The following is a 21688-nucleotide window of genomic DNA, read 5'->3' on the forward strand; positions in this document are numbered from 1 at the left end:
CCCACGGTAATAATTAGGGAATATCTTTGTATTTTTGCTGGCCTAAAAGCCTAGAGAATATGATATTACCTATTGTTGCTTACGGAGACCCCGTATTGCGCAAAGAAGGCCAGGACATCACAGCCGATTACCCGGAACTGGATACCCTGATTTCCAATATGTTTGAGACTATGTACAACGCCCAGGGGGTTGGATTAGCAGCTCCTCAGATCGGTTTGCCCATCCGTCTCTTTATAATTGATGCAACCCCTTTTGCCGATGATGAGGATCTGTCTGAAGAAGAACAGGCAGCTCTTAAGGATTTTAAGAAGGTATTTATTAATGCCCGAATCCTTGAGGAGAACGGAACTCCGTGGACCTTTAACGAAGGGTGTCTGAGTATCCCCGATATCCGGGAAGATGTAAGCAGAAAGGAAATTGTGCGCCTGGAGTATTTCGATGAGCACTTTACCCGTCATGAAGAAGAGTTTTCAGGACTGGCTGCAAGGGTGATTCAGCACGAATACGATCATATTGACGGCATTTTGTTTACAGATAAATTGTCGAGCCTGCGTAAGCGCCTTTTAAAAGGAAAGCTTGCTAATATCTCCAAGGGTAAGGTAAGGGTCGATTATAAGATGCGCTTTCCGGCAGCTAAAAAAGCCAGGTAATCGTTTTGAAAACTATGATAAAGCAATGATATTTGCGTTCGCAAAAATAAGATAAGCATATGGGGTTAGATAAGATCTTAGCTATTTCCGGTAAACCCGGATTGTACCAGTTAAAAGCTCAAACCAGGTCAGGGTTTGTAGCCGAATCGTTGATCGATGGAAAAAGGATCTCGGTAGGATTGAGGAATAATGTCAGTCTGCTTTCCGAGATCGCAATTTATACCCTTACCGAAGAGGTGCCACTCAGAGAAGTATTCAAGAAGATCTCTGAAAAGGAAAACGGGGGAAAAACCGCTGTTGGACATAAGGAAAGCAAGGATAAGCTGGAGGAGTATTTTTTCGGTATTCTTCCTGATTATGATGAGGACCGGGTGTATCCAAGCGATATTAAAAAAGTATTGCAATGGTATAACCTGCTTCAGCAGAACGGGATCACCGATTTTTCAGAAGAAGAACAGGAAGAGGTCGCCGACGAAGATAAGTCAGCAGAATAAGCCTTTGCTATAAAGTATACTTAAAAGAACCTTCCTGCGGGAAGGTTTTTTTTTGCTTAACTTTAAAACCAATCCGATGCCATGCCTCGGAAAAGCCCTAACTCAGGAATCCGACAGATCCCCCTGATCAGAAGTATTTCAAATGTGCACAGTTAGCTATATTGTTACCGGCAAGGGGTATATACTTACCTCTAACCGTGATGAAGACCCCGGCAGGAAAGCCCTTCCGCCAGAGCCCTGGACATGGGACGGGGAGGAGGTGTTTAAGGCGCCCCGGGATACGCAAAAGAACGGTACCTGGTGTGCTGCAGATCACAGTGGCAGAACCGCCTGTGTGCTGAACGGGGCTTTTGAAAAGCAAAATTGGTCACCACCCTATGCGGTAAGTAGGGGACTGCTGATCCCTCATGCTTTTCGTGCCAGAAGTTTTTTTGAATTCTCACATCAGCAGGATTTTACGGGGATGGCGCCTTTTACCCTGATCCTGGTAGATGACCTTTTGCAGGTGGTCCGGTGGGACGGAAAAAGGCGCAGTATCACATTCCTGAGTAAAAACAAGGCTCACTTATGGTCTTCTTCTACCTTGTATACGCGGGAAGAGCACCTGGATAAACTGGAAACCTTCAGGGATTTTTTAAATGCGGGTAATGACGTTGATGCGGAGAAGATCCTCGAGCTCCACGGTTTGGGTACCCCCACTAACTTTATTCTTGACCAGCCTGGTGTGAAAACGGTGAGTATAACCCAGGTGAAGGTAAGTGATAACGGAAGTTTCTCTATGGACTACTTTGAGACCGGACGCAGGCATGTTCCGGCAGGTTAAACTTTGAGGGCTCCAAATCGCATCAAGCCGGTTCCAGGGTCGATCAGTACGAAAGGTACCCCGGGATTTCAAAGACAGAGACCGGGGATTCCCGCCGTTTTCTGAAGCAAAAATCCGTTATTTGCAGTATAAGGATATCAGGAATAATCCCCTGAATGTTTAACCGTATCAGGATATGAAAAATAAAAGAGCAGAACAATTAAAGGCATTCGACAGGCTGTTGACCATTATGGACGAATTGCGAGAGCAATGTCCGTGGGACAGAAAACAGACCCTGCAATCGTTACGGCATCTTACCATTGAAGAGACGTATGAGCTGGGTGATGCCATTCTCGATAACGACCTGGAGGAAGTTAAAAAGGAATTAGGCGATCTTTTACTTCACATTGTTTTCTATGCTAAGATCGGAAGTGAAACGGAGGCTTTTGATATTGCCGATGTTGCCAATGGGATCTGCGATAAGCTTATCGACAGGCACCCTCATATTTATGGGGATGTGGAGGTTGCCGATGAGGAAGAAGTAAAACAGAATTGGGAGAAGCTCAAGCTCAGGGAAGGTAAGAAAAGTGTCCTCGAAGGTGTTCCTAAAAGTTTACCGGCCTTGGTGAAGGCCAGTCGTATCCAGGATAAAGTGGCCGGGGTTGGTTTCGATTGGGAGAAACCCGAGCAGGTATGGGAAAAACTGGAAGAGGAGTTACAGGAGTTCAGGGAAGAGGTGAATTCCGGAACCCGGGATCGCATTGAAGAAGAATTTGGAGATGTGATGTTTTCCATGATCAACTACGCCCGTTTCCTGAAGGTTAACCCGGAGGATGCCCTGGAACGCACCAACAAGAAGTTTATAAAACGGTTTCGCTATCTGGAGGAAAAGGCTTCCCAGACGGGGAAATCCCTCCAGGATATGACCCTGGCCGAGATGGATGTGTTTTGGGAAGAGGCCAAGAAGTTATAAGGGGTAATTCGCGTATCTTTGCCTCGCAAAAAAATCAGCAGAATGCTAAAGAATTACACCAGGGAGTTCGCATATAACCTTCGCCTGGCCTCCCCGGTAATCCTGGGGATGCTGGGGCATACTTTTGTAGGGTTTGCAGACAATGTGATGGTGGGGCAATTGGGGACCGCACAACTGGCGGCTGTTTCCCTGGGGAACAGTTTTATTTTTATAGCCATGTCGCTTGGAATCGGATTTACTACGGCGATCACCCCATTGGTAGCTGAGGCCGATGCCGCCGGAAATGTGACAGAAGGGAAAAATGCCTTTAAACACGGACTGGTACTTTCTACAGCGCTTGGAATTGCACTTTTCCTGGTGGTCCTGCTCAGTAAACCCCTGATGGATCTGATGAATCAGCCCGTGGAAGTGGTGTCTCTCGCCCTGCCGTATCTGGACATTGTGGCCGTTTCCCTCATCCCGCTTATCGTATTCCAGGCCCTGAAGCAGTTCTCTGACGGGTTGTCGCAAACCAAGTATCCGATGTATGCGACCGTAATTGCCAATGTGGTGAATATCCTGCTGAACTATTTGCTCATCTTTGGGAAATTTGGTTTTCCGGAGTTAGGCATTATCGGGGCCGGTATCGGAACCCTGGTTTCCCGGATCATCATGGTTCTTTTTCTATGGCGGTTGCTTCAAACCAGGAAACGTATACGGAAGTACCTGTCTGACATCCGCTATTTTGCCCTGAACAGGGGGGTGATGAAGAAAGTATTTGACCTGGGTTTTCCATCTGCCCTGCAAATGTTCTTTGAAGTGGGCATATTTACGGCTGCCGTTTGGTTAAGCGGGGTGCTCGGTAAAAATCCGCAGGCGGCCAACCAGATCGCCCTGAACCTGTCCAGTATGACCTATATGGTGGGAGTAGGTCTCAGTGTGGCGGCCATGGTTCGCGTAGGGAATCAAAAAGGGTTGAAGGATTACCTGGAGCTGAGGCGTATTGCGATCTCGGTGTTTGTGCTTACCTTCTTTCTCGAAGTTATTTTTGCCTCCTGTTTTATCATTTTCAGGGATTGGCTTCCTACTCTTTATCTCGATCAGCATGATATGGCGAATATGAAGGATAACCTGGAGGTGATCTCAGTGGCTTCCCAGCTTTTATTAATCGCGGCCTTCTTCCAGATTTCAGATGGTTTCCAGGTGGTTTTTCTCGGTGCACTCCGGGGCCTTCAGGATGTTAAGATCCCTACATGGATCACTTTTGTGGCCTATTGGGTTATTGGCTTTCCCATCTCTTATTACCTGGGTCTTCACACTTCTCTTGGCAATATGGGAATCTGGATCGGTCTGTTGTCCGGGTTAACGGTGGCAGCGGTATTTTTGTATTTTAGATTTAATAATTTAACGCGGAGCCTGATTACCGAAGCCGGGGTTGAGGCGAAACAAACAGAATAAACACTATGGAATTTCCGAAATTTTTACTGGGGGATAACACCGATTATCCCGATGCGATCTTTATCGTACATACCGATTATCCCCGCTTTATCATCAATCTTGAAAATGATGAGGTGGAATGGCTGGAAGAGTTTTCCCCGGAGGATGAAAAAGAGCTTTCCAGTGAAATGAATACCCTTATCGAGGAGGCTACCCGTTTTTACGACCGGGAAGTGAGCCGGTATGAGAAAGAATAACCAAAGGAAAAACCTCAATCACCATGTTAGATCAATTGATTTCCTGGGATAAGGAAGTGTTTCTTTTTCTGAACGGATGGGGAACGCCGGCCTGGGATCCATTCTGGCTGTTCATTACCGATAAATGGTCGTCCATTCCGCTCTATGCTGCGTTACTGGTGATCAATTTTTACTTCCTGGGTAAGAAAAAGGGGATAATAGTTCTGGTGTGCGTAGCCCTGATGATCGCAGCTACAGATCAGCTGGCCAATGTTTTTAAATATGGTTTTGAGCGGCTGCGCCCATGTTACGATCCCGATTTGCAGGATATGGTCCGCCTGGTAAAAGCGAGTTGCGGCGGTAAATTCGGGTATTTTTCGGCCCACTCAGCCAACAGTTTTGCCCTGGCCGTGTTCTTTTCCCTCGGGTTCAGAAAGTACCTGCGCGTTTTACCGGTATTCCTTTTGACCTGGGCTGCCATGGTTGCCTACAGCAGGATCTATATCGGGGTGCATTTTCCCCTGGATGTGCTCACCGGATTTGGGGTGGGGCTCATCAACGGAAGTGTCTTTTACAGGCTGTACCTGTGGCTTTCTGTAAAATTCAGGGCTTCCTGAACAGATGGCTGTTTAAGGGGTGGAGAAAGATCAGCAGAAAGATCAGTCCGAATGCCAGTTCGTACACCTCCCATTTTCGGTCAGGAGGAATAATGCTCACCAGAAGCGTACTGGCCAGAAAAGCGATGGTATGATGCCATTGCACTACGGGTACTGCAAAACGATCGAACAGGTCTTTAACCCATTGTTTTCTCCGGTACAGGATCGGTACAATGATGAGGTAGATCACCATCACCAGCATGAGTAGCTGACTAAAGATGATCTTGTTCACTTTTTTTCCGCCAACCACCAGGTTGTGCAGGTTGGTTTCCTTCTGGGCGTTGTTTTCAAGAAAGTATTCCCCAGACTCGATATCAAATATCCGTTGACCCCAGGAGATCTCCTCGCCGGCTCCGAAAAGGAATAGCAGGGCAAATCCTAAAACACCCACTTTCCAGGTCAGGGAATTGTATTTTCCCAGGGTAGCAAGACGGTAAAAACACAAAAGGGAAATGAGAAAAAGGAAAACCGCGGTGCCGTACTCCACACTTCCATCTTCCCTGGCGATCCCCTTATTAAAAAATTCGCCATCAGTGAATCCGTAATATACACTTATGCCCATGACTACAGCTAAGAATACATAGGCGATTTTATCAATTTTGGTAAGCATAGGTTTATTTCTTTTTTACCAGGTAATATTTGCTGACCAGTCGGTCCTTATAATTTCGGTCTCCCGGAGATGCGGTGTAATTGATGTCAAAAGTTTCCAGCAACTCAAGAGTATATTCAGCTTCAAAGATACGTTTAAATTCGGCTTCCTTTGAAGGGCCTACTAAAATGGTGAACGAAGTTTCTTCCGGTATTTGGTGGGGCAATTTCCCCTCTATATCGGGAGCAGCATGGCCCAGGTGCCAGATCATCTCGGGAGCGGGCTCTCCGAAAGCGTACCTGATCTGGTTCCGTTCGGGATAAGAAGCGATATTGTTAAAGTCCGGATTGGTGTATAAGGCCCTGCTCAGGGGCAGTCCAAAACTCAGGATACAGGCGATCAGGGCAAGACTGAGATAGAAAAGTGTCTTGATGTTTTTGCGCATCATCGCTTTAACGAATAAGATTCCCAGGATGAAAAGTGAAATTGCTGAAAGCCAGAACCACAGTTGCAGTCCTTCCAGTTGGTCACCAAACAAAATGTATCCGGCCAGAGGGAAGCCCAATCCGAGAGCGCTCAGGATACCGAAATGAATATATACGGGCAACTTCTCCCAGGGGTTATTCACAGTCTTAAAGGCTGCGATTAGGTATTCCACATAAAAGGCGGTATTCATGGCCATGGGAATAAGGACCGGAAGGAGGTATCTTGATTTTTTTTCGGGAATAACAGAGAGCAGCACTACGGCCGCCAGTGTCCAGATCAGGCTAAAGGTATATACCTTTTTATCACTTACCCTGTTTTTCAGATAGGGGTATAAAAGGGCGGTGAAGGCAGGGATGGTCCATAGTCCGCTTTGGGTGAAAAAGCTCCAGTAGTACCAGAATGGACGCACATTATAGCTCGACCAGTTGGTCGTTTCTTCCCTGGTGATCTCTAAGAAGGCTTCAGGGTCGGCAAAGCGTACATATACAAACCAACTCACCCCGATGGCAAGTCCGGTAGCCAGAAAAATAAGAAATGGAATTACCTTTTTCCTGGAGATGTCCTTTCGGTAAACCACCAGAAGTGCGATCATAAACGGCAACCATAGGGCATAAAGGGAAACCGGCCCCTTACTGAGAAAGGATGCAGCAAAGAACAGGGCTGCCATAAGCGCATTGGTCCAGGTGTTTTTACCTGTTAAGAACATTTTACAAAGAAAAAAGAGCGCACCCGTCATAAACGCGTGGGTGTAAATATCCCATTGTCCGTTACGCCCTGCAAAGACGATATAGAACGAAGTGACCAGGATTAACCCGCTATATAGGGCGAATAAGGCATTCTTTCTTAAGAAATGAGTGATTTTATAAAGGAAGGCACTGAGCAAAATTGCGCTTAATGCGGCGGTTAATCGCAACCCAAACAGGTGATGAACCCCGAAGATCTTTGCGGAGACAGCGGTGAGCCAGGTGGGTAAAGGAGGTTTTTCATACCTGGGGAAATCATTCATGGTGGTGAGCACCCAGTTTCCCTGTGAAAGCATTTCACGAGCGGTTACAAAATTCCGGGCTTCCATGATGTTTACATATAAAACATCCAGGTTAACCAGGAAGATCAGGGATGCAAACAACAGTAAGAATCTGAAGGGATATTTTTCAATCTGTGCTATCATCTTGTTTTTTTAGCAATATGATGTTTCGGATATAAATTACAGACCCCAGGGAATGACCGGCAAGGAGTACCGGATCTTTTCTGAAAATAGCGTAAATAAAAATGAGCAGGGCTCCGCTAAGGCTTAAGATCCAGAATCCCATTGGCAGCGAGGATTTTTTATTTTTCTCGGAATAGATCCATTGATACACGAACCTCAGGGTAAAGATAATCTGGGCGATGCTTCCCAAGAGCAAGAGCCATAAGGGGATCGCTTCATTTCGAAAGAGCTCGTGAAGGTCGTAATTATTGTTGTTGTACCCGTAGAGGATGATCAGAAACGGAAACAGGATAAGAAACCAACGCATCAATGCCGGTGTACGTTGCCATTCTCCCTGTAATTGCAGGTTTCTGATATAAATGAAATACGTGAGTGACTGCCCCAGCATAATGGCGAAATCGTCTCTTAGCCATCCGTAGACAAACAAAAGGAATGAGGCCAGAAGGCTGAGTTTCCAGAACAGGGTAGGGGTAAGAACCTTTTTATTTTTCTCTGAGAGGAACCATTGCAGGATCAACCTACCTGAAAAAAGGATCTGGGCGGTAAAGCCAACGACGTAGATCAGCCAGGAATCCATGTTTAACTCTTCTTAGCGATTTCGTAATTGATATATTTCTTTTTCATCCACAGATAGGCAAAGCAGTCGGCAAGGGGACCCAGCAAACGATTCCATAATCCAAATTTTGCGGTACCGGCAATTCTTGGAAAGTGCTGTACGGGTACCTGCTTTATCCTCCCGTTCTGTAACAGGATCATTGCGGGCAAAAATCGGTGGAGTCCTTCAAACATGGGAATACGTTTGGCGTAGTCTGTGCGGATAACCTTAAGCGGGCATCCCGTGTCATCCATCCCGTCATGGGTAAAAGCCCTGCGAATGCCATTGGCAATGAGGGACGACATGTTTTTGACAAAGGAATCCTTTCGGTTGGCACGTAACCCGGTAACCAGTTCGTGATCTTCGATCGCTTCGAGTAAGAGGTTGAAATCCTCCGGAGCGGTTTGCAGGTCTGCATCAATGTAACCGGTGAGCGGGGTTTCCACATGGTCAAAACCAGCTTTTATGGCCGCACTCAGTCCACGGTTTTCCTTAAAAAGCAGGAATTCGAAATTTTCATGGCGGTTACAGATCTGCTCGATGAGCTCCTGGCTGTTGTCTTTCGAACCGTCGTTCACAAAAAGTATCCTGGTTTTCCTGTGAGCGATTCGGGCGTAATCAGCAAGTTTTTCTTCCACCCGCAGCAGATTTTCCTCTTCATTATATACAGGAACAATGATAGTGAATTCGTATTTCATTTGGGGTATTTAAAATCTGTGCAAAGGTATGGCATTTCAGCGTATTAACGTTCCAACTCCAGCAAATAATATGCGGCGGTAACGGGTGAGGTTTTGTTCTCTTCCACCAGCCGGAGCTGTTCCTCCAGCGCTTCTTTGATCTTGGGATTCCTGTAGAACCGGAGTTTTAATTGTTCATCTATGGTTTGTAAAAGCCAGTGTTTGTTTTGCTCGAGTCGCTTCCGGGAAAACCAGCCACTGGCCCTGGTTTCAGAGGCAAAACTCCCGATGAGGTCCCATACTTGCTGAATGCCTTCATCTTCCAGGGCAGATGCGGTAAGCACTTCAGGTATCCATTGGTTTTCCTTCGGCGGGAAGAGGTGCAGGGCCCGTTTAAATTCCACCCTGGCTTTTTGGGCATTTTTAAGGTTGCTGCCATCCGCTTTGTTAATAACGATGGCATCTGCCATCTCCATGATCCCTCTTTTAATACCCTGGAGCTCATCGCCGGCACCGGCAAGTTTGAGCAGGAGGAAGAAATCTACCATGGAATGTACCGCGGTTTCACTTTGTCCTACCCCTACCGTTTCTATAATAATCACATCATAACCTGCAGCCTCACATAGAATAACCGCCTCCCTGGTCTTTCTGGCAACTCCTCCAAGGGAATCCCCGGCAGGGGATGGCCTTATAAATGCTCGGTTGTCCTGTACCAGCTCTTGCATCCTGGTCTTGTCGCCAAGGATGCTCCCTCCGGATACGCCGCTGGTGGGATCTACCGCCAGGACAGCTACCCTGTGTCCTGCACCGGTGAGGTGTTTCCCCAGGCGCTCGATAAAAGTGCTTTTTCCCACTCCCGGAACTCCGGTTATCCCCAGTCTTAAGGAGTCCTGTTTGGTGCCGATACAATGTTCTATGATGGCCCTGGCCTGGGATTGATGGACAGGGCTTTTGCTTTCGATAAGAGTAATGCCCTGGCTCAGGGCCACCCGGTCTCCCTCTTTTATCTTCCGGGCAATGGACAAGGGGTCAGCGCCTTTTTTCCGCAGGGCGCGGATACGGGAGATCGCTTCCTCGTTGGTGTTAAAATCTTTTTCAGGTTCTTTGGTGCTTTCAGTCATGACAGGTAAGAAGAATTAACCAGGGATTTTGATAAAATTTACGACAAATTTAATAATTCGTGCAAGGAGTATTGCTCCCTTTCCCTTATCTTCAGGAAAAACTAAATATATGGAAACTTTGTATCAGGCCATTGCTACCGCAACCGGGGGCAGGGCAGGACATGTAAAATCTGATGACGGACTTATTGATATGAAACTCGAACTTCCCTCAGACCTGGGAGGTAAGGGCGGTAAGTTCACTAACCCGGAACAATTGTTTGCAGCGGGATATTCTGCCTGTTTTGGCAGTGCACTGGAGGCAGCAGCTAAAAAACACAAAGTAAAACTCAATGATGTGGAGGTCACAGCCACCATCGGCATAGGAAAGCACCCGGAGGAGGAGGGCTTTCTCTTAAACGCTGTTTTGGATGTATATCTGCCGGGGATCGATATGGATACGGCAGAGACCCTTGTGGAGGAGGCGCACGAGTTGTGTCCCTATTCCAGGGCTACACGCGATAATATTGATGTGACCTTGAATTTACTGGAGGACTGAAATATTGCGGAACGTCGCGTAGCGGCATTTTACCTTTCTGCAAACGTCAACACCGTTTGATTCTTATAGAGCTTTCCTTTCTCGAGTAGTGAAGAGGGGAAAGCTTTTATATTCGGGGCATTCGGAAAATTCTGTGTTTCAAGGCAAATAGCCGGAAATTTTTCCGGTGGCAGGTTACGGAATGGCCCCGTTCCGAGCTCCTCCGGGGTAAAAATGACCACCCCGGGCTGGTTGGTTCTCAGCTTCATTTCCAGGCCGGTACCCGGAGCGTATAAAATGGCCTGTGGTTCCTGCTTTCCAAGAACGAAAGTGTGGTCCAGGACTGTATTTTCAAGGGTTATTCCCAGTCTTTTTTCTGTAGTATGATCAAATGGGGTTTGGCTAATATCCAGGAATCCCCCATCCGGTACCTGCATGGTATCCGTAGACAGGATCCGGTCTGCGTTTAATTTCAGCGAGTGGTCGCAGATACTTCCCCCACCATCGAGGTTGTAGTAATTGTGGTTGGTCAGGTTTAAATACGTAGCACGGTCACTGCTGGCCAGGAAATCGATGTGGAGAGAGTTTCCAACCAGGGAATACCGGGCCTCGGCCACCACGTTGCCGGGATATCCTCCCTCCATATGCGAACTGTGAATTTCATAGGTAATGGAGGGATGGTCTCCTTCATCAATAGCCTTTACTTTCCATTCCCGAAAGGCGAGCGTTTGCCTGCCTCCATGCAAATGAACTGTTCCCGACGATTCCAGCAGGTATTTCCTGTTGTCTATTTCGAACGCATGGTTGCCTATTCTCCCGGCATACCGACCACAGGTGGCTCCCATAAAAAATGGATTTTCCTGATATCGGTCCGCGTCGCTGTATCCGTAGATCACATTTACCGTTTTTCCCGAGGCCGTCCTCACGAATAAAGCAGTCATACTGGCGCCTGTGGAGCAAGTATGAAGTTCTAAATGACTATTTTTAATGATGCTGTCTTTCAAGAGGATCAGATAATTTTAATAAAGATGCAATTTTTTTGCAACGCGGCTTTATTTACCTCGTCTTTATAGTGTACAACAAATTTAAGTAACCAGTCAGAAATAATCCGGAATGTTTCAAACCGATCTGATAGAGAAGTGTCGCAGGAACGATCGCAGAGCTCAGATGAAGCTTTACGATAAGTATTGCGAAGCAATGTATACCATTTCGGTACGGTATCTCGGCAACCCGGATGATGCCAGGGATATCACTCAGGAAGCCTTTATCAAGGCTTTTCGTAAGCTGGAGCAGTATAGGGGAGAGGTTACTTTTGGAGCCTGGTTGAAACGCATCGTGATCAATAAGTGTATCGATCACTTAAAATCCAAAGCCCTGCAGGTGCAATCCCTTGATGAAGGGTTTCTGCAAGTAGCGGCTGAGGAAGAGGGGCACTGGGAAGTGGAAGACTCCATTTCCGTGGACCAGGTCAAAGAGGCGATGGAATCCCTTCCGGAGCGGTACAGGTATGTGCTGATGCTTTACCTGATCGAGGGATATGATCACCAGGAAATTGCTGAAATTCTTGGGATTACAGAGAATACTTCCCGGACACAGCTTATGAGAGGAAAAAGAAAATTACAGGACCATTTAAAACATTTGTATCATGGCACAGGATATTAGAGATCTGCTGAGCACTCAGGAAAGCTCTTCCCGTCAGAAAATGCCCGAAGGGCACCGCAAGCAATTCCGGGAGCTTCTGGATAAGGAATTCCCGAAGGAGAACAATGGGGTTGCTGTGTTCTGGCTTCGTATAGCCGCCGGATTTATCCTGGTGCTCGCTGTGGGTATATTTGTGTATGTCCGGCAGCAGGAAAGCATTTCCGAAACTACCCCAAAAGTAGTGGAGACTACAACAGGAGAAGAGGCTTCAGATAAAACAGAAAATGAGATCACCCTGGGCGACCTTTCCCCCGACCTGAGTAAGATCGAGCGCTTTTACCTGGCCAATATCAATATGGAACTGGCGTCCCTGGAGATGAACGAGCAAACCAAACAACTGGTTTCCGGATATATGAACCGCTTATCAAAGCTTAATGATGATTACAAAGCCCTTACTGAAGAGCTCAATAATATAGGCCCCAACCAGCAAACAGTGGATGCGCTTATCGATAACCTGCAACTGAGACTTGATTTGTTGTACAGACTAAAAGATCAGTTAAAAGAACTTAAACAAGAAGACAATGAAACGTATAGTATGCAAACAGCTTAACCTTTTCCTGGTATCTGTCCTTCTGCTTTCAACGGCGGTGATGGGGCAAACCCAGACCAAGCGGTACAGTGAGAAATTTAATGTGGACGACGATGTCGAGATCGCGGTGAATACCTCCCATTCCGACCTGGTATTTGAAAGCTGGAACCGCAACCAGGTAGAGATCGAGGCCATTATTGAGATCGAAGGTGTTTCTGAGGAAGAAGCAGAGAAAATTTTTCGCGCCTGGAACTTTCAGGCGGTAGGAAACAGCAATAAGATTACCGTTAAAACAGGTAACGCTATTCACGGATCCCGGAATGACGATATGATCATAGCCTTCAGGAGTCCTAATACCGATTTTGATTTCAATTATGAAGTAGAGGTACCCGATGTGGCCGCCATTATGGAGTCTTTGCCCGAAGATTTCGTTATGCCTCCAATGCCCCCAATGCCTCCGTTGCCTGAGAATTTTCAAAATTTTGATTTTGATTACCAGGCCTATCAAAAGGATGGGGAAGCCTATCTGAATGAATGGAAGAAGCAGTTTAAAAACAACTTCGATGAAGAGTTTATCCGGCAGTACGAGGAGTGGGGAAAACAGGTGGAAGAGCTGTATAAGCAGCATGAAAAGGCCGCCGGGAAGGATAAAGACCGTCAGAAAATGATAGAAGAACGGGAGAAAATGATGGAAGAACGGGAGAAAATGAAGGAAGAACGTGAGAAGATACGTGAAGAGATCAGAAAAGAACAGGAAATGAATCGTGCAGAAACCAGGATCATGATGGAGAAGATACGGGAAGAATCCCGAAGGGCTAACCGTGCAGCACGCGAAGCAATGGAAGTCTATAAGATCAGGGTAGCTCCCGGTTCTGATGCCAAGATCTTCTTTTATGAACAGGATGGAATGCCTAAAAACCTGAAGATTAAGAAGACCATAAAGATAAAGGCTCCCAAGGGTGCCCGGCTGGACCTCGATGTGCGTTATGGCGAAATCAAACTGGCCGAGAATTATAATACCATTCATGCAACCTTGTCTTATGCAAGGTTGCATGCCCCTATGGTAGAGGGGAAAAATACCGTGATCAATGCAGCCTATTCCCCCATGCGGGTAGACTACTGGAAGGAGGGCACCTTAAATGTGAGCTATGCAAAAGTGCTTGAACTGGAAAGGGTGCAAAATATCAGATTGACCTCCGAATCCTCTAATGTCGCCATGAGGGAGCTACAGGGAAATGCCATTATAAACGGGAGCTTCGGGGATCTCGTTATCGGTAAATTAAGTGACAATTTTAGCTCGCTTGACCTGGTTCTTGAAAATTCAGATGCCTCGCTTACCCTTCCTGATACGTCATTTGATTTTTATGCACGCACCACTTTTTCACGGATGAAAACACCGGGAAGCCTGAAGCTGGACGTGAATGAAATGCAAAACAGCAAGCAGCTTAAAGGGTATAACAAGGCAAAGGGCAGCGGTAAGACCATCCATATCATCGCCAACTACAGCAACCTGAACCTACAGGGGATTTAATGTACATCTTCTTTCAGGAGTTCCGGATAGGTCTTCTGAAACTTTTTTAACCGGGGTACGGAAACATTTCTGACATAAGGATTGTCAGGATTTCTTTTTTCGTAATCCTGGTGGTAATCTTCAGCCTTCCAGAATTTTTCAAATTCCCTGACTTCTGTAACAATAGGGTTTTCGAAGTAATTTCCCTCTTCAAGTTTTATGATATAATCCTGAATGGTTTTGCGCTCCTCGGGAGTTTGGTAAAAAGCTATCGACCGGTATTGCGCTCCCTTGTCAGGGCCTTGTCTGTTCAGGGTAGTGGGGTCATGCGATCCGAAAAAAACCTGAACGAGGGTGCCAAAGCTCACCACCTCAGGATCGTAATAGACCATCACCGATTCGGCATGCGAGGTGCGTCCATAGCTCACTTGTTCATAGGTGGGATTCTTTTCGCTTCCGCCGGAGTATCCCGAAACCACTTCCTTTACTCCCCTTACACTTTCAAAAATGGCTTCCACGCACCAGAAACAACCACTGGCAAAATAGGCTGTTTCGTATTCTGAAAGATCCTGAGGTGATGGCTTATGGGCCGTCTGTACCCTGGCCGATGCCGACTCGTCTTCCGATTTTTTTGTTGCCGATTGACACGAGGTGAAACTCAGGAAACTGAAAATACTCAGCATTAAGGATAAGGTTTTCATAGGATTGATTTTTGATATCGGTCTGCAAGTATTTACTTTCCTTACAGATCCTGAGAAAGAAGTTAAGGATAATGGACTGCTTATCGAAGCAAAAGGCATAAAAAAACACCTGTGGCCCTCGAGGGCCACAGGTGTTTTTCAGACTCATCGTACAAATGGCTTAATCCAGTTTCTGGGTTAATTTAAACCCGATAAAGAGACCGATTCCTGCAAATGTGAAGATAGATCCCGGGAAGGCGACGTCGCCTTTTACATTGAGGGTGAAATGCAAAATCCCTGCAACAATAATCCCTACACCAATTCCAATCAGAATCATGGCCAGGTTCAGGATTAATACTTTCCAGGTTGGAGAAGATGATCTGTTATTGCTATAAAAAATAGAGGCATCCGTGCCCTTATCTATAAGCGCCAGACGCTCTTTGTGTCTGGAAGAAATAAACAGGTAGCATATTCCGAAAAGAACTCCGAACATGATGGGTACAATAATAACTTCAGATCCCATAATAATTGATTTAAGATTTTAAATGATAATTGATTAATGATTAATTTCCCTCATAGGACGACAGGGCAGGAGGAGCGGTTACAATTATTTTGTAAAAATATTTTCCCAAATTGTGTAACCACCATAACCGGACTGGCGTCTAAATCAACACATGACCAACCAAAACGAACTACTGCTCATCAATAAGGTTCTTGCAGGAGATACCGATGCCTTTGGAGTCCTGGTAGACAGGTACCAGGAAATGGCGTATACTATTGCTGTGCGGTTACTTCAGGATCCGGATGAGGCTGCTGATATTGTGCAGGAGTCTTTTATAAAAAGTTTTGAGGTACTGGATAGCTTCAGGGGAGATGCCAAATTCTCTACATGGATCTATCGTATTGTATACCGGAAATCCCTGGACAGGCTTAAAGCCATTAAACGGCGCAAAACTGATGCCTTTGAGGAAATAGGCGAAGGTAGTTTTACAGCCGAAGGAGGGGAGGATGCGGTCCAGCTGATGGTGGCAGCAGAGCAGGAGGAGATGGTAAAAAAGGCGGTCTCCGCTTTAAACCCGGATGAGCAGACCCTGATCCTGCTCTATTATTATGAGGAGCTCCCGATCCGTGAGATCGCTGAAGTCCTGGATATGGGAATGGAAAATGTTAAGGTCAGATTGTTTCGTACGCGAAAAAAGTTATATACCCTTTTAAAAGGGCATGTCGAACATAGCACTGGTTAATTATGAGGACACAGGAAGAAGAGCAGATGGATGATCTTGTAAGAAAGATGGTAAGGGATACCGGTCTGGAAAAACCTGTTCCGGATCTGAAGAAGAATATCATGGAGGGAATACGGAACAGCTACTCCAGGAGCTCCTACACATCCCTGATCCCTAAACGGGGCTGGGCGGTTCTGATGGCTGCCCTGGTTGTATTTGTAGCATTCGTTTGGTACAATCCCTTTGGGTTTAAAGGAATGGCCTTCGAGATCTTTCCTCAAAATTTGGGAGGGCTTTTCGGGGAACCTTCCAGGGTCACCCTATACGCAGTAGTTGTTCTGGGGTTCATGATGGCCATACAGGTTGTGCTCTTAAAACGAAAATTAGATCTCAGGTTTGGGAAAAAACAATAAAAAAGGGCCTATCAGGGCCCTTTTCTTGTATATGGTCTGTTATTGTTATTCCGGGATGCGAATCGATTGACCCAGGAACAGGGCGTTGAGAAATAATTTATTGGTTCCGTACCACGACCCCCTGAAATTCGGGTTGTCTGCAAAAAGAACAACTCTTCCCTTTCCAACCCGGGAAGCCACCACAGATGCAGATGGTTTAAGGAAGGTGTTCAGGTTTTGCTCCGTAATGAACCCGTCAATATGGGGTTCCTGGGTGTATTTAGCAATGGTCGAAAATGGATTCTCTGAAGGGGCGAGCCATACCGAATTGTTCTTGTATACCGGTATCCGCGCTTCACTGTACCCGAAGGCGACCGGGTGAGTAAGGTCGAGCTCTGCCTCGAAAATAGCGCCACCGACCTCTTTTTTACCCAGGGCTTCTGCCGCGGTGATATAGGGCAATCGTACGGTGGAAGCCGAATCCTTCTTTTTGTTTTCTGTAAGATCCTCGTCAACAATGTCATTTTTAATCAGCCATGAAACGGACTCTCCGATGGCAATCAGGGTATTTCCTTCCGATATCCAGTTCTTTATCCTGGCTCTTCCCACACTGTCAATAGTACTGTAGTTCCCCGATACCATGACCATGGTTGTATAATCCCCGAGAGAGGCCCGTGAAAAATTGCGAACAGGGATCTTGGTGATGGGCATCCTGACCCTTTGGTCCAGGAGGTGCCACACTTCCCCGGCCTCATAGGAGCTTACACCATCACCAACCAGCATAAAGGGTTTTGGTTGGGTTAAAGGTTCTACGTAGCGACTGCCAAGGTCGATCCCTTTTCCTCTGTGGTATCCTGTAGGAACCGGAAATACGGGTACTTTAAACGCTTGAGCTCCCTTGCGGATGAGTTCGAAGAGTTGGTCCTGGTCTATCTCCTGTTTGCTAACGGGAATAACCAGGGTTCCCGGAGGGAAACGGGTTTCCCTTCCTTCAGTAAGGGTAGTAAATCCTTTGAAGGCCGATTCGACACGAACCTTGTTTTCCTGGAGAAAATGTAAAAAAGCGGGACTGTTATAATCTTGCCAGTCGATCAGATAAGCATAGGCAGAAGGGAGGAGCTCCGGAGCTTTTACTACCAACTCACTTTCGGTGATACGTTCTCCCCGGTTGATCCGGCCGGTAACAGGTTCATAGTTGGCATTGTAAAAATTGGCCAGGGACCAGGCCGAGGCGTCGTAATATACGCTGTCCCGGTATTCGCTATATGTTTCAAAAACCGATTGGACCATTCTGTATTGCTCCTGGGCTGTAGGTACAAGGAAGCTTCCATCATCCTGGGCATACACCTCGATCCTGTGGATCAGAAGTTTATCCAGGAAAGCCTTCAGCCGGTTCTGGTCGTTTTTTATCGTAAACTTGTAAGCATTGATGCCACTTTTACGGGCTTTTTGTATTCCCGATTCAAAAAAGCGCCTTTGGTTATCCTGAAGATACTCCCGGTTTTCCACTGCAGCTTTAACTGTGGTCATGCTGGATACGTATTGGTTTCTTATGGTAAAAGGAAAGGTGACCTGACCCATATCGGTTTGCTGAACATGACCCCGGGAACTGGCCTGTTCGAAAAGCAGTGCAAGTCCGCCCTGCAGATCCGGATAAGAAGAGCCATACCCCGGGTAGGTGCCGTCGAAAACCTCTCCCGTAAAATAGAGGGAACCTATGGAGTCCAGGGAAGCCGCAAAATAATTTCCGAAAAGTGTGTTGAGGTCTTCATAGTTCTCAGCAGGCATAATAGGATCCTTAGCACCGTTGGCCTTCATAGGCTCAAAGAAATAGGTGCTCTCTGTACCCATTTCATGAAAATCGGTAACTACATTGGGGTACCATTTGTGGTACCAGTCCAGTTTGCCCCGGCTTTCCGGGTGAATGGCCAGTAGCCAATCTCGATTCAGGTCAAACCAGTAGTGGTTGGTGCGGCCGCGGGGCCAGGCCTCCTGGTGCTCAATATCCTGCGGGTCTGCAACCAGCGGATCTCCCTTAAAGCTGTTTGCCCAGTGGGTATGGCGATCCCGACCGTCCGGATTGATGGTAGGATCGACAAAGATCACCGCATGTTCCCGAAATTTCCTTACCTCCGGATGCTCTGATGCGATCAGGGTGTAGGCCGCAAGGAGTGCAGCTTCTGAGCTGGAGGGTTCGTTACCGTGCACATTGTAACCCAGGTTGATAAACACAGGTCTGTTACCGGTTGTTTCCGCCTCCCCTTTGATGGCCTTCAGATGCCTGGTGCGCAGATCTTCCAGGGTATTCAGTTGCTCTGGAGTGCTTATACTGAGCATGACCAGGGGACGTCCTTCATAGGTCTTCCCGTATTCTTCCAGAGTTGCGCGATCCGAAAGTGCGGCCAGGGTTTTAAAGTAGGCTACGATCAGGTCATGCCGGGTGTGGCGCTCGCCTATACCGTAACCCAAAAAGGATTCCGGAGAAGGGATATTTTCGTTATACGGCTGGTATTTTTCAAGGAAGTAATCCTGTGCACTTCCAAACCTTAAAGACAGGAAAAGCGCCAGGAGGGGTAGTAGTATATTTCTCATAGGGCTATTTATGTTTTCCCCTACAAGATATGGATTTCCATTCAGTCTGTAAATGCCGCCACAGGGATAATAACCTATGCGAGTCCGGTCATCCGGTTCGTCTTTTCGAAGACAGAAAAATAGATCGCAGAAAGCATTGTGAACAGGAAATACACGATCATGATCAGGTTGCCGTAAGGGAGAAATGCTTCAATGCCAAACCAACTGCCTGAAAGGAGTATATAGGATATGCCGGCCAGGGAGCGCAACCCTTCTATCCACGGGGCTATGGGGTGACCGTCCATGAGACTGGAATACCCGAAAATTCCGGTAAACACAAAAAATCCAAATAGAAGGAGGCCGTCAAAACCGATCTCTGCATAATTGTAGAACATAAAAAGCATGAGAACCGTACTGAAAAGTAACTGGAAAATAGCATAGCCTTTAAGAGCAGGAGTGGCTTCAGGATCGTATTTCTCAAAATGGTACACGTCTTTGATGGTATCGTAGGGGTACAGTTCCCTGACATCCTGTGGCCTCCATCCTGTAGGCATTACCCAGATCCTCAATTTGTCGAACCAGTTTCGGGTATTCCAGGCATCCTTTAACAGTCGCCAGAAATGCTGGAAGTTTATGATTACCGGGTTCCAGGTGGCGGCCGGTTTTAACACTCCGTAAACAGGAGGTACCTCATCCAGTTCTTCCTGGAAGGTTCCGAACATGCGATCCCAGACAGAAAAGATCTGGCCCAGGTTCTTGTCAATATATTCCGGATTAATGGCATGGTGCACCCGGTGTTGGGAGGGAGTCACTATAATGTATTCGAGCCAACCCAGTTTCCCGATATGGCGCGTGTGGTACCAGAATTGAAGGAATAGTTGCAGGGGGGCAAGAATGGCGATCACCTTGGCCGGAACGCCTAATAGTGCTGCCGGAATAAGCAAAAGCGGAAAATACCCGATAATATTGGAGATGGATTGTCTCAGGGCACATGCCAGGTTAAATTCTTCACTGCTGTGGTGAATAACATGCTGGTTCCAGAAGATATTTACTTTATGACTTAGCCTGTGATTCCAGTATCCGGCAAAGTCTATGGCAATGAAACCAACCGTATAAACGATCCAGGAGGATCTGATCTCAAAAACCGCCAGGTGCTCCAGAAGAAATGGGTAGGAAACCAGTACCACAGCCAGTCCGAGCGAATCCTTGATAATATTGGTCAGGCCAGAGCTCAGGCTGGAAACAGTATCCATAACCGTATGGGTTTGCTTTCCCGTAAAATGACCGTAAAGAATCTCCGTCAGCACCAGCCCTATAAAGAGTGGAATTGCGTATAATAAAGCGTTGGCATAGGTTTCCATGGGTGATAACTCGTATTAGTTCTTGTAAAAATACACGATTTTACCCGAATATGTAAGTCTGGTTTCAGGTGGTGGCGTTACAATTGTGTGTTACCGCGGGTTGGGGTTCTCTGAAATTGATCCTGAAGTGTACTCCCTGAACTGCCGGTTCCCGGGTAATGGTACCCCTTAATTGGCGCACCAGGTTATTGATGAGACGCAGTCCAAGGGAATTCGGTCTTTTGTTTGTGTTTTCTTCCTGAAATCCTACGCCGTTATCCCTGAGATGTAGCAGGTAATTCTCCTTCTCATCCTTATGAAGGGTAATGGTGATCTCCCCGGGTGTTTCCTCTGGAAGACCATGCTTCAGGGTATTGGTGATGAATTCGTTGATCAGTAATCCAAGTGGTACAGCCGTGTCCATTCCAAGTTTGATGTCTGGCATGCTCACGTTAAGGGTAATATTATTTTCAGGGCCTTTAATGGATTTAACCAGGTGGGTAGACAGTTGTTCCACATATTCCTGGTATTGGATTCTTGAAATATCATCGTAGGCGTAAAGCATTTCATGGATCAAAGCCATAGATATAACCCTGTGCTGACTATTCTTAAATAATTCCCGTGTATTCTGATCATCAACGTTCCTGGCCTGAAGACTGAGCAGACTCGATACGGTCTGCAGGTTGTTTTTAACCCGATGGTGGATTTCCTTAAGGAGGATCTCGTCCTGGGCATTTCTCTTGGCGAGCTCCTTATGGGAGGCTTTCAGGGCGGAGTGTGTTGCTTCGAGATTTGAATAGTAAAGCGCACTGCAGGTCATGGCAAAGCCTGTAAGGAGAAAGCCCACAGGGATGATCCAGGGCGTCTCAAAATAAAAGAAACTGACTCCGGCCATCACACATACCGCGATGACCAGAAGGTAATTGAGGATTATGATGGGTCTTAATGTTAGGCGCTCCCGGATGACATTCTGGCTGAGGTTCTTTTCGGGCAGGGCTGCCTTGGTGTTGTTTTTTCCCTCCGGACTATCATAATATGGTTCGGGAAGGGTATTCTGTTCGTCTTCGAGGTCGGAAAAGGAGTAGGAAGCGTAGAAAAGTACCAGGCTCAGAAACAGGAAACACAACGGAAGTATCCAATGGGTGTTGAAATACAGGTAAATTACCCCGGCCATTCCCATAGTCAGCACCGCTAAAATATAGCTAATGATAAGGGTAGGCTTCAGATGTCTCAAGGTCAGGTTAGTGTCCTCTTTCGGGGTCATAGTTCAGTTCATTTCCATGGTTAGCGCGACCTGGTTCTGGTCTCGCATTGGGGGCAACTGCA

24 protein-coding genes are annotated in these 21688 nt (G+C 46.7%); 13 read left to right on the plus strand and 11 right to left on the minus strand.

Annotated features, from left to right (window positions below; translation table 11 throughout):
- Positions 1-59 precede the first annotated feature (59 nt).
- The 7 genes from def to K7R11_RS05840 all read left to right on the plus strand — a co-directional run bounded on the left by def (position 60) and on the right by K7R11_RS05840 (position 5188).
- The gene (gene def / locus K7R11_RS05810; RefSeq protein ID WP_224489405.1) at positions 60-650 is read left to right on the plus strand and encodes a peptide deformylase; all 591 of its coding nucleotides are present in this window, start codon (positions 60-62) and stop codon (positions 648-650) included.
- A gap of 59 nt (positions 651-709) precedes the next feature.
- Positions 710-1144, plus strand: coding sequence for a DUF5606 family protein (locus tag K7R11_RS05815; RefSeq protein WP_224489406.1), 435 nt, complete (start codon positions 710-712; stop codon positions 1142-1144).
- A gap of 142 nt (positions 1145-1286) precedes the next feature.
- The gene (locus K7R11_RS05820; RefSeq protein WP_224489407.1) at positions 1287-1967 is read left to right on the plus strand and encodes an NRDE family protein; all 681 of its coding nucleotides are present in this window, start codon (positions 1287-1289) and stop codon (positions 1965-1967) included.
- Positions 1968-2142: 175 nt separating this feature from the next.
- Positions 2143-2919 carry a nucleoside triphosphate pyrophosphohydrolase gene (gene mazG, locus K7R11_RS05825; RefSeq protein WP_224489408.1) on the plus strand — a complete coding sequence of 259 codons (777 nt, stop codon included), beginning with the start codon at positions 2143-2145 and terminating at the stop codon, positions 2917-2919.
- 42 nt (positions 2920-2961) lie between these two features.
- Positions 2962-4356 carry an MATE family efflux transporter gene (locus K7R11_RS05830; protein ID WP_224489409.1) on the plus strand — a complete coding sequence of 465 codons (1395 nt, stop codon included), beginning with the start codon at positions 2962-2964 and terminating at the stop codon, positions 4354-4356.
- 5 nt (positions 4357-4361) lie between these two features.
- On the plus strand, positions 4362-4592 hold the full coding sequence (locus tag K7R11_RS05835) for a hypothetical protein (RefSeq protein WP_224489410.1): 231 nt from the start codon (positions 4362-4364) through the stop codon (positions 4590-4592).
- A gap of 23 nt (positions 4593-4615) precedes the next feature.
- Positions 4616-5188 (plus strand): phosphatase PAP2 family protein, encoded by a 573-nt coding sequence (locus K7R11_RS05840; protein ID WP_224489411.1) that lies wholly within the window; start codon positions 4616-4618, stop codon positions 5186-5188.
- On the opposite strand, the gene K7R11_RS05845 is transcribed toward K7R11_RS05840, so the two are convergent.
- From K7R11_RS05845 to meaB, 5 genes are read right to left on the minus strand one after another with little or no spacing between them, the layout of a single operon-like run.
- Positions 5175-5837 (minus strand): hypothetical protein, encoded by a 663-nt coding sequence (locus K7R11_RS05845; protein ID WP_224489412.1) that lies wholly within the window; start codon positions 5835-5837, stop codon positions 5175-5177. The two genes, K7R11_RS05840 and K7R11_RS05845, sit on opposite strands and share 14 nt — an antisense overlap.
- 4 nt (positions 5838-5841) lie before the next feature.
- On the minus strand, positions 5842-7470 hold the full coding sequence (locus tag K7R11_RS05850) for an ArnT family glycosyltransferase (RefSeq protein ID WP_224489413.1): 1629 nt from the start codon (positions 7468-7470) through the stop codon (positions 5842-5844).
- On the minus strand, positions 7454-8086 hold the full coding sequence (locus K7R11_RS05855) for a lipid-A-disaccharide synthase N-terminal domain-containing protein (protein WP_224489414.1): 633 nt from the start codon (positions 8084-8086) through the stop codon (positions 7454-7456). The genes K7R11_RS05850 and K7R11_RS05855 overlap by 17 nt, the downstream gene beginning before the upstream one ends.
- Before the next feature lie 2 nt (positions 8087-8088).
- Positions 8089-8802, minus strand: coding sequence for a glycosyltransferase family 2 protein (locus K7R11_RS05860; protein WP_224489415.1), 714 nt, complete (start codon positions 8800-8802; stop codon positions 8089-8091).
- 44 nt (positions 8803-8846) lie between these two features.
- Positions 8847-9902, minus strand: coding sequence for a methylmalonyl Co-A mutase-associated GTPase MeaB (meaB, locus tag K7R11_RS05865; RefSeq protein WP_224489416.1), 1056 nt, complete (start codon positions 9900-9902; stop codon positions 8847-8849).
- A gap of 109 nt (positions 9903-10011) precedes the next feature.
- On the opposite strand from meaB, the gene K7R11_RS05870 reads away from it, so the two are divergent.
- Positions 10012-10437, plus strand: coding sequence for an organic hydroperoxide resistance protein (locus K7R11_RS05870; protein ID WP_224489417.1), 426 nt, complete (start codon positions 10012-10014; stop codon positions 10435-10437).
- A gap of 29 nt (positions 10438-10466) precedes the next feature.
- Here K7R11_RS05870 and K7R11_RS05875 read toward each other — a convergent pair whose 3' ends face one another.
- Positions 10467-11420: an aldose epimerase family protein gene (locus tag K7R11_RS05875; RefSeq protein ID WP_224489418.1), complete on the minus strand. Its 954-nt coding sequence runs from the start codon at positions 11418-11420 to the stop codon at positions 10467-10469.
- 109 nt (positions 11421-11529) lie between these two features.
- Between K7R11_RS05875 and K7R11_RS05880 the strand changes: the two genes are divergently transcribed.
- Genes K7R11_RS05880 through K7R11_RS05890 form a run of 3 tightly spaced genes read left to right on the plus strand, consistent with a single transcriptional unit; the run spans position 11530 to position 14177 of the window.
- Positions 11530-12078 carry an RNA polymerase sigma factor gene (locus K7R11_RS05880; protein WP_224489420.1) on the plus strand — a complete coding sequence of 183 codons (549 nt, stop codon included), beginning with the start codon at positions 11530-11532 and terminating at the stop codon, positions 12076-12078.
- Complete coding sequence (locus K7R11_RS05885) at positions 12062-12667, plus strand: hypothetical protein (protein ID WP_224489422.1); 606 nt, start codon at positions 12062-12064, stop codon at positions 12665-12667. The genes K7R11_RS05880 and K7R11_RS05885 overlap by 17 nt, the downstream gene beginning before the upstream one ends.
- On the plus strand, positions 12639-14177 hold the full coding sequence (locus K7R11_RS05890) for a hypothetical protein (protein ID WP_224489425.1): 1539 nt from the start codon (positions 12639-12641) through the stop codon (positions 14175-14177). Before K7R11_RS05885 ends, K7R11_RS05890 begins: the two co-directional genes overlap by 29 nt.
- Here the strand turns inward: K7R11_RS05890 and msrA are convergent.
- Together msrA and K7R11_RS05900 are read right to left on the minus strand one after the other, a co-directional pair.
- On the minus strand, positions 14174-14857 hold the full coding sequence (msrA, locus tag K7R11_RS05895) for a peptide-methionine (S)-S-oxide reductase MsrA (RefSeq protein ID WP_224489428.1): 684 nt from the start codon (positions 14855-14857) through the stop codon (positions 14174-14176). The two genes, K7R11_RS05890 and msrA, sit on opposite strands and share 4 nt — an antisense overlap.
- Before the next feature lie 160 nt (positions 14858-15017).
- Entirely contained in the window at positions 15018-15359 is a 342-nt protein-coding gene (locus K7R11_RS05900; RefSeq protein WP_224489430.1) for a DUF6249 domain-containing protein, read from the minus strand.
- A 151-nt stretch (positions 15360-15510) separates the two neighbouring features.
- Here K7R11_RS05900 and K7R11_RS05905 point away from each other — a divergent pair, with 151 nt between their 5' ends.
- Positions 15511-16080, plus strand: coding sequence for an RNA polymerase sigma factor (locus K7R11_RS05905; protein ID WP_224489432.1), 570 nt, complete (start codon positions 15511-15513; stop codon positions 16078-16080).
- Positions 16081-16082: 2 nt separating this feature from the next.
- Positions 16083-16472: a hypothetical protein gene (locus K7R11_RS05910; RefSeq protein ID WP_224489434.1), complete on the plus strand. Its 390-nt coding sequence runs from the start codon at positions 16083-16085 to the stop codon at positions 16470-16472.
- Positions 16473-16517: 45 nt separating this feature from the next.
- On the opposite strand, the gene K7R11_RS05915 is transcribed toward K7R11_RS05910, so the two are convergent.
- The 3 genes from K7R11_RS05915 to K7R11_RS05925 all read right to left on the minus strand — a co-directional run bounded on the left by K7R11_RS05915 (position 16518) and on the right by K7R11_RS05925 (position 21626).
- Positions 16518-19043 carry a M14 family zinc carboxypeptidase gene (locus K7R11_RS05915; protein ID WP_224489435.1) on the minus strand — a complete coding sequence of 842 codons (2526 nt, stop codon included), beginning with the start codon at positions 19041-19043 and terminating at the stop codon, positions 16518-16520.
- 74 nt (positions 19044-19117) lie between these two features.
- A complete protein-coding gene (locus tag K7R11_RS05920; RefSeq protein WP_224489438.1) occupies positions 19118-20383 on the minus strand; it encodes a sterol desaturase family protein in 1266 nt (421 codons plus the stop codon).
- A 64-nt stretch (positions 20384-20447) separates the two neighbouring features.
- Positions 20448-21626, minus strand: coding sequence for a sensor histidine kinase (locus tag K7R11_RS05925; protein WP_224489440.1), 1179 nt, complete (start codon positions 21624-21626; stop codon positions 20448-20450).
- Between the last annotated feature and the right edge of the window lie 62 nt (positions 21627-21688).

It is taken from the genome of Robertkochia flava (genome assembly GCF_020166515.1).
Lineage (GTDB): Bacteria > Bacteroidota > Bacteroidia > Flavobacteriales > Flavobacteriaceae > Robertkochia > Robertkochia flava.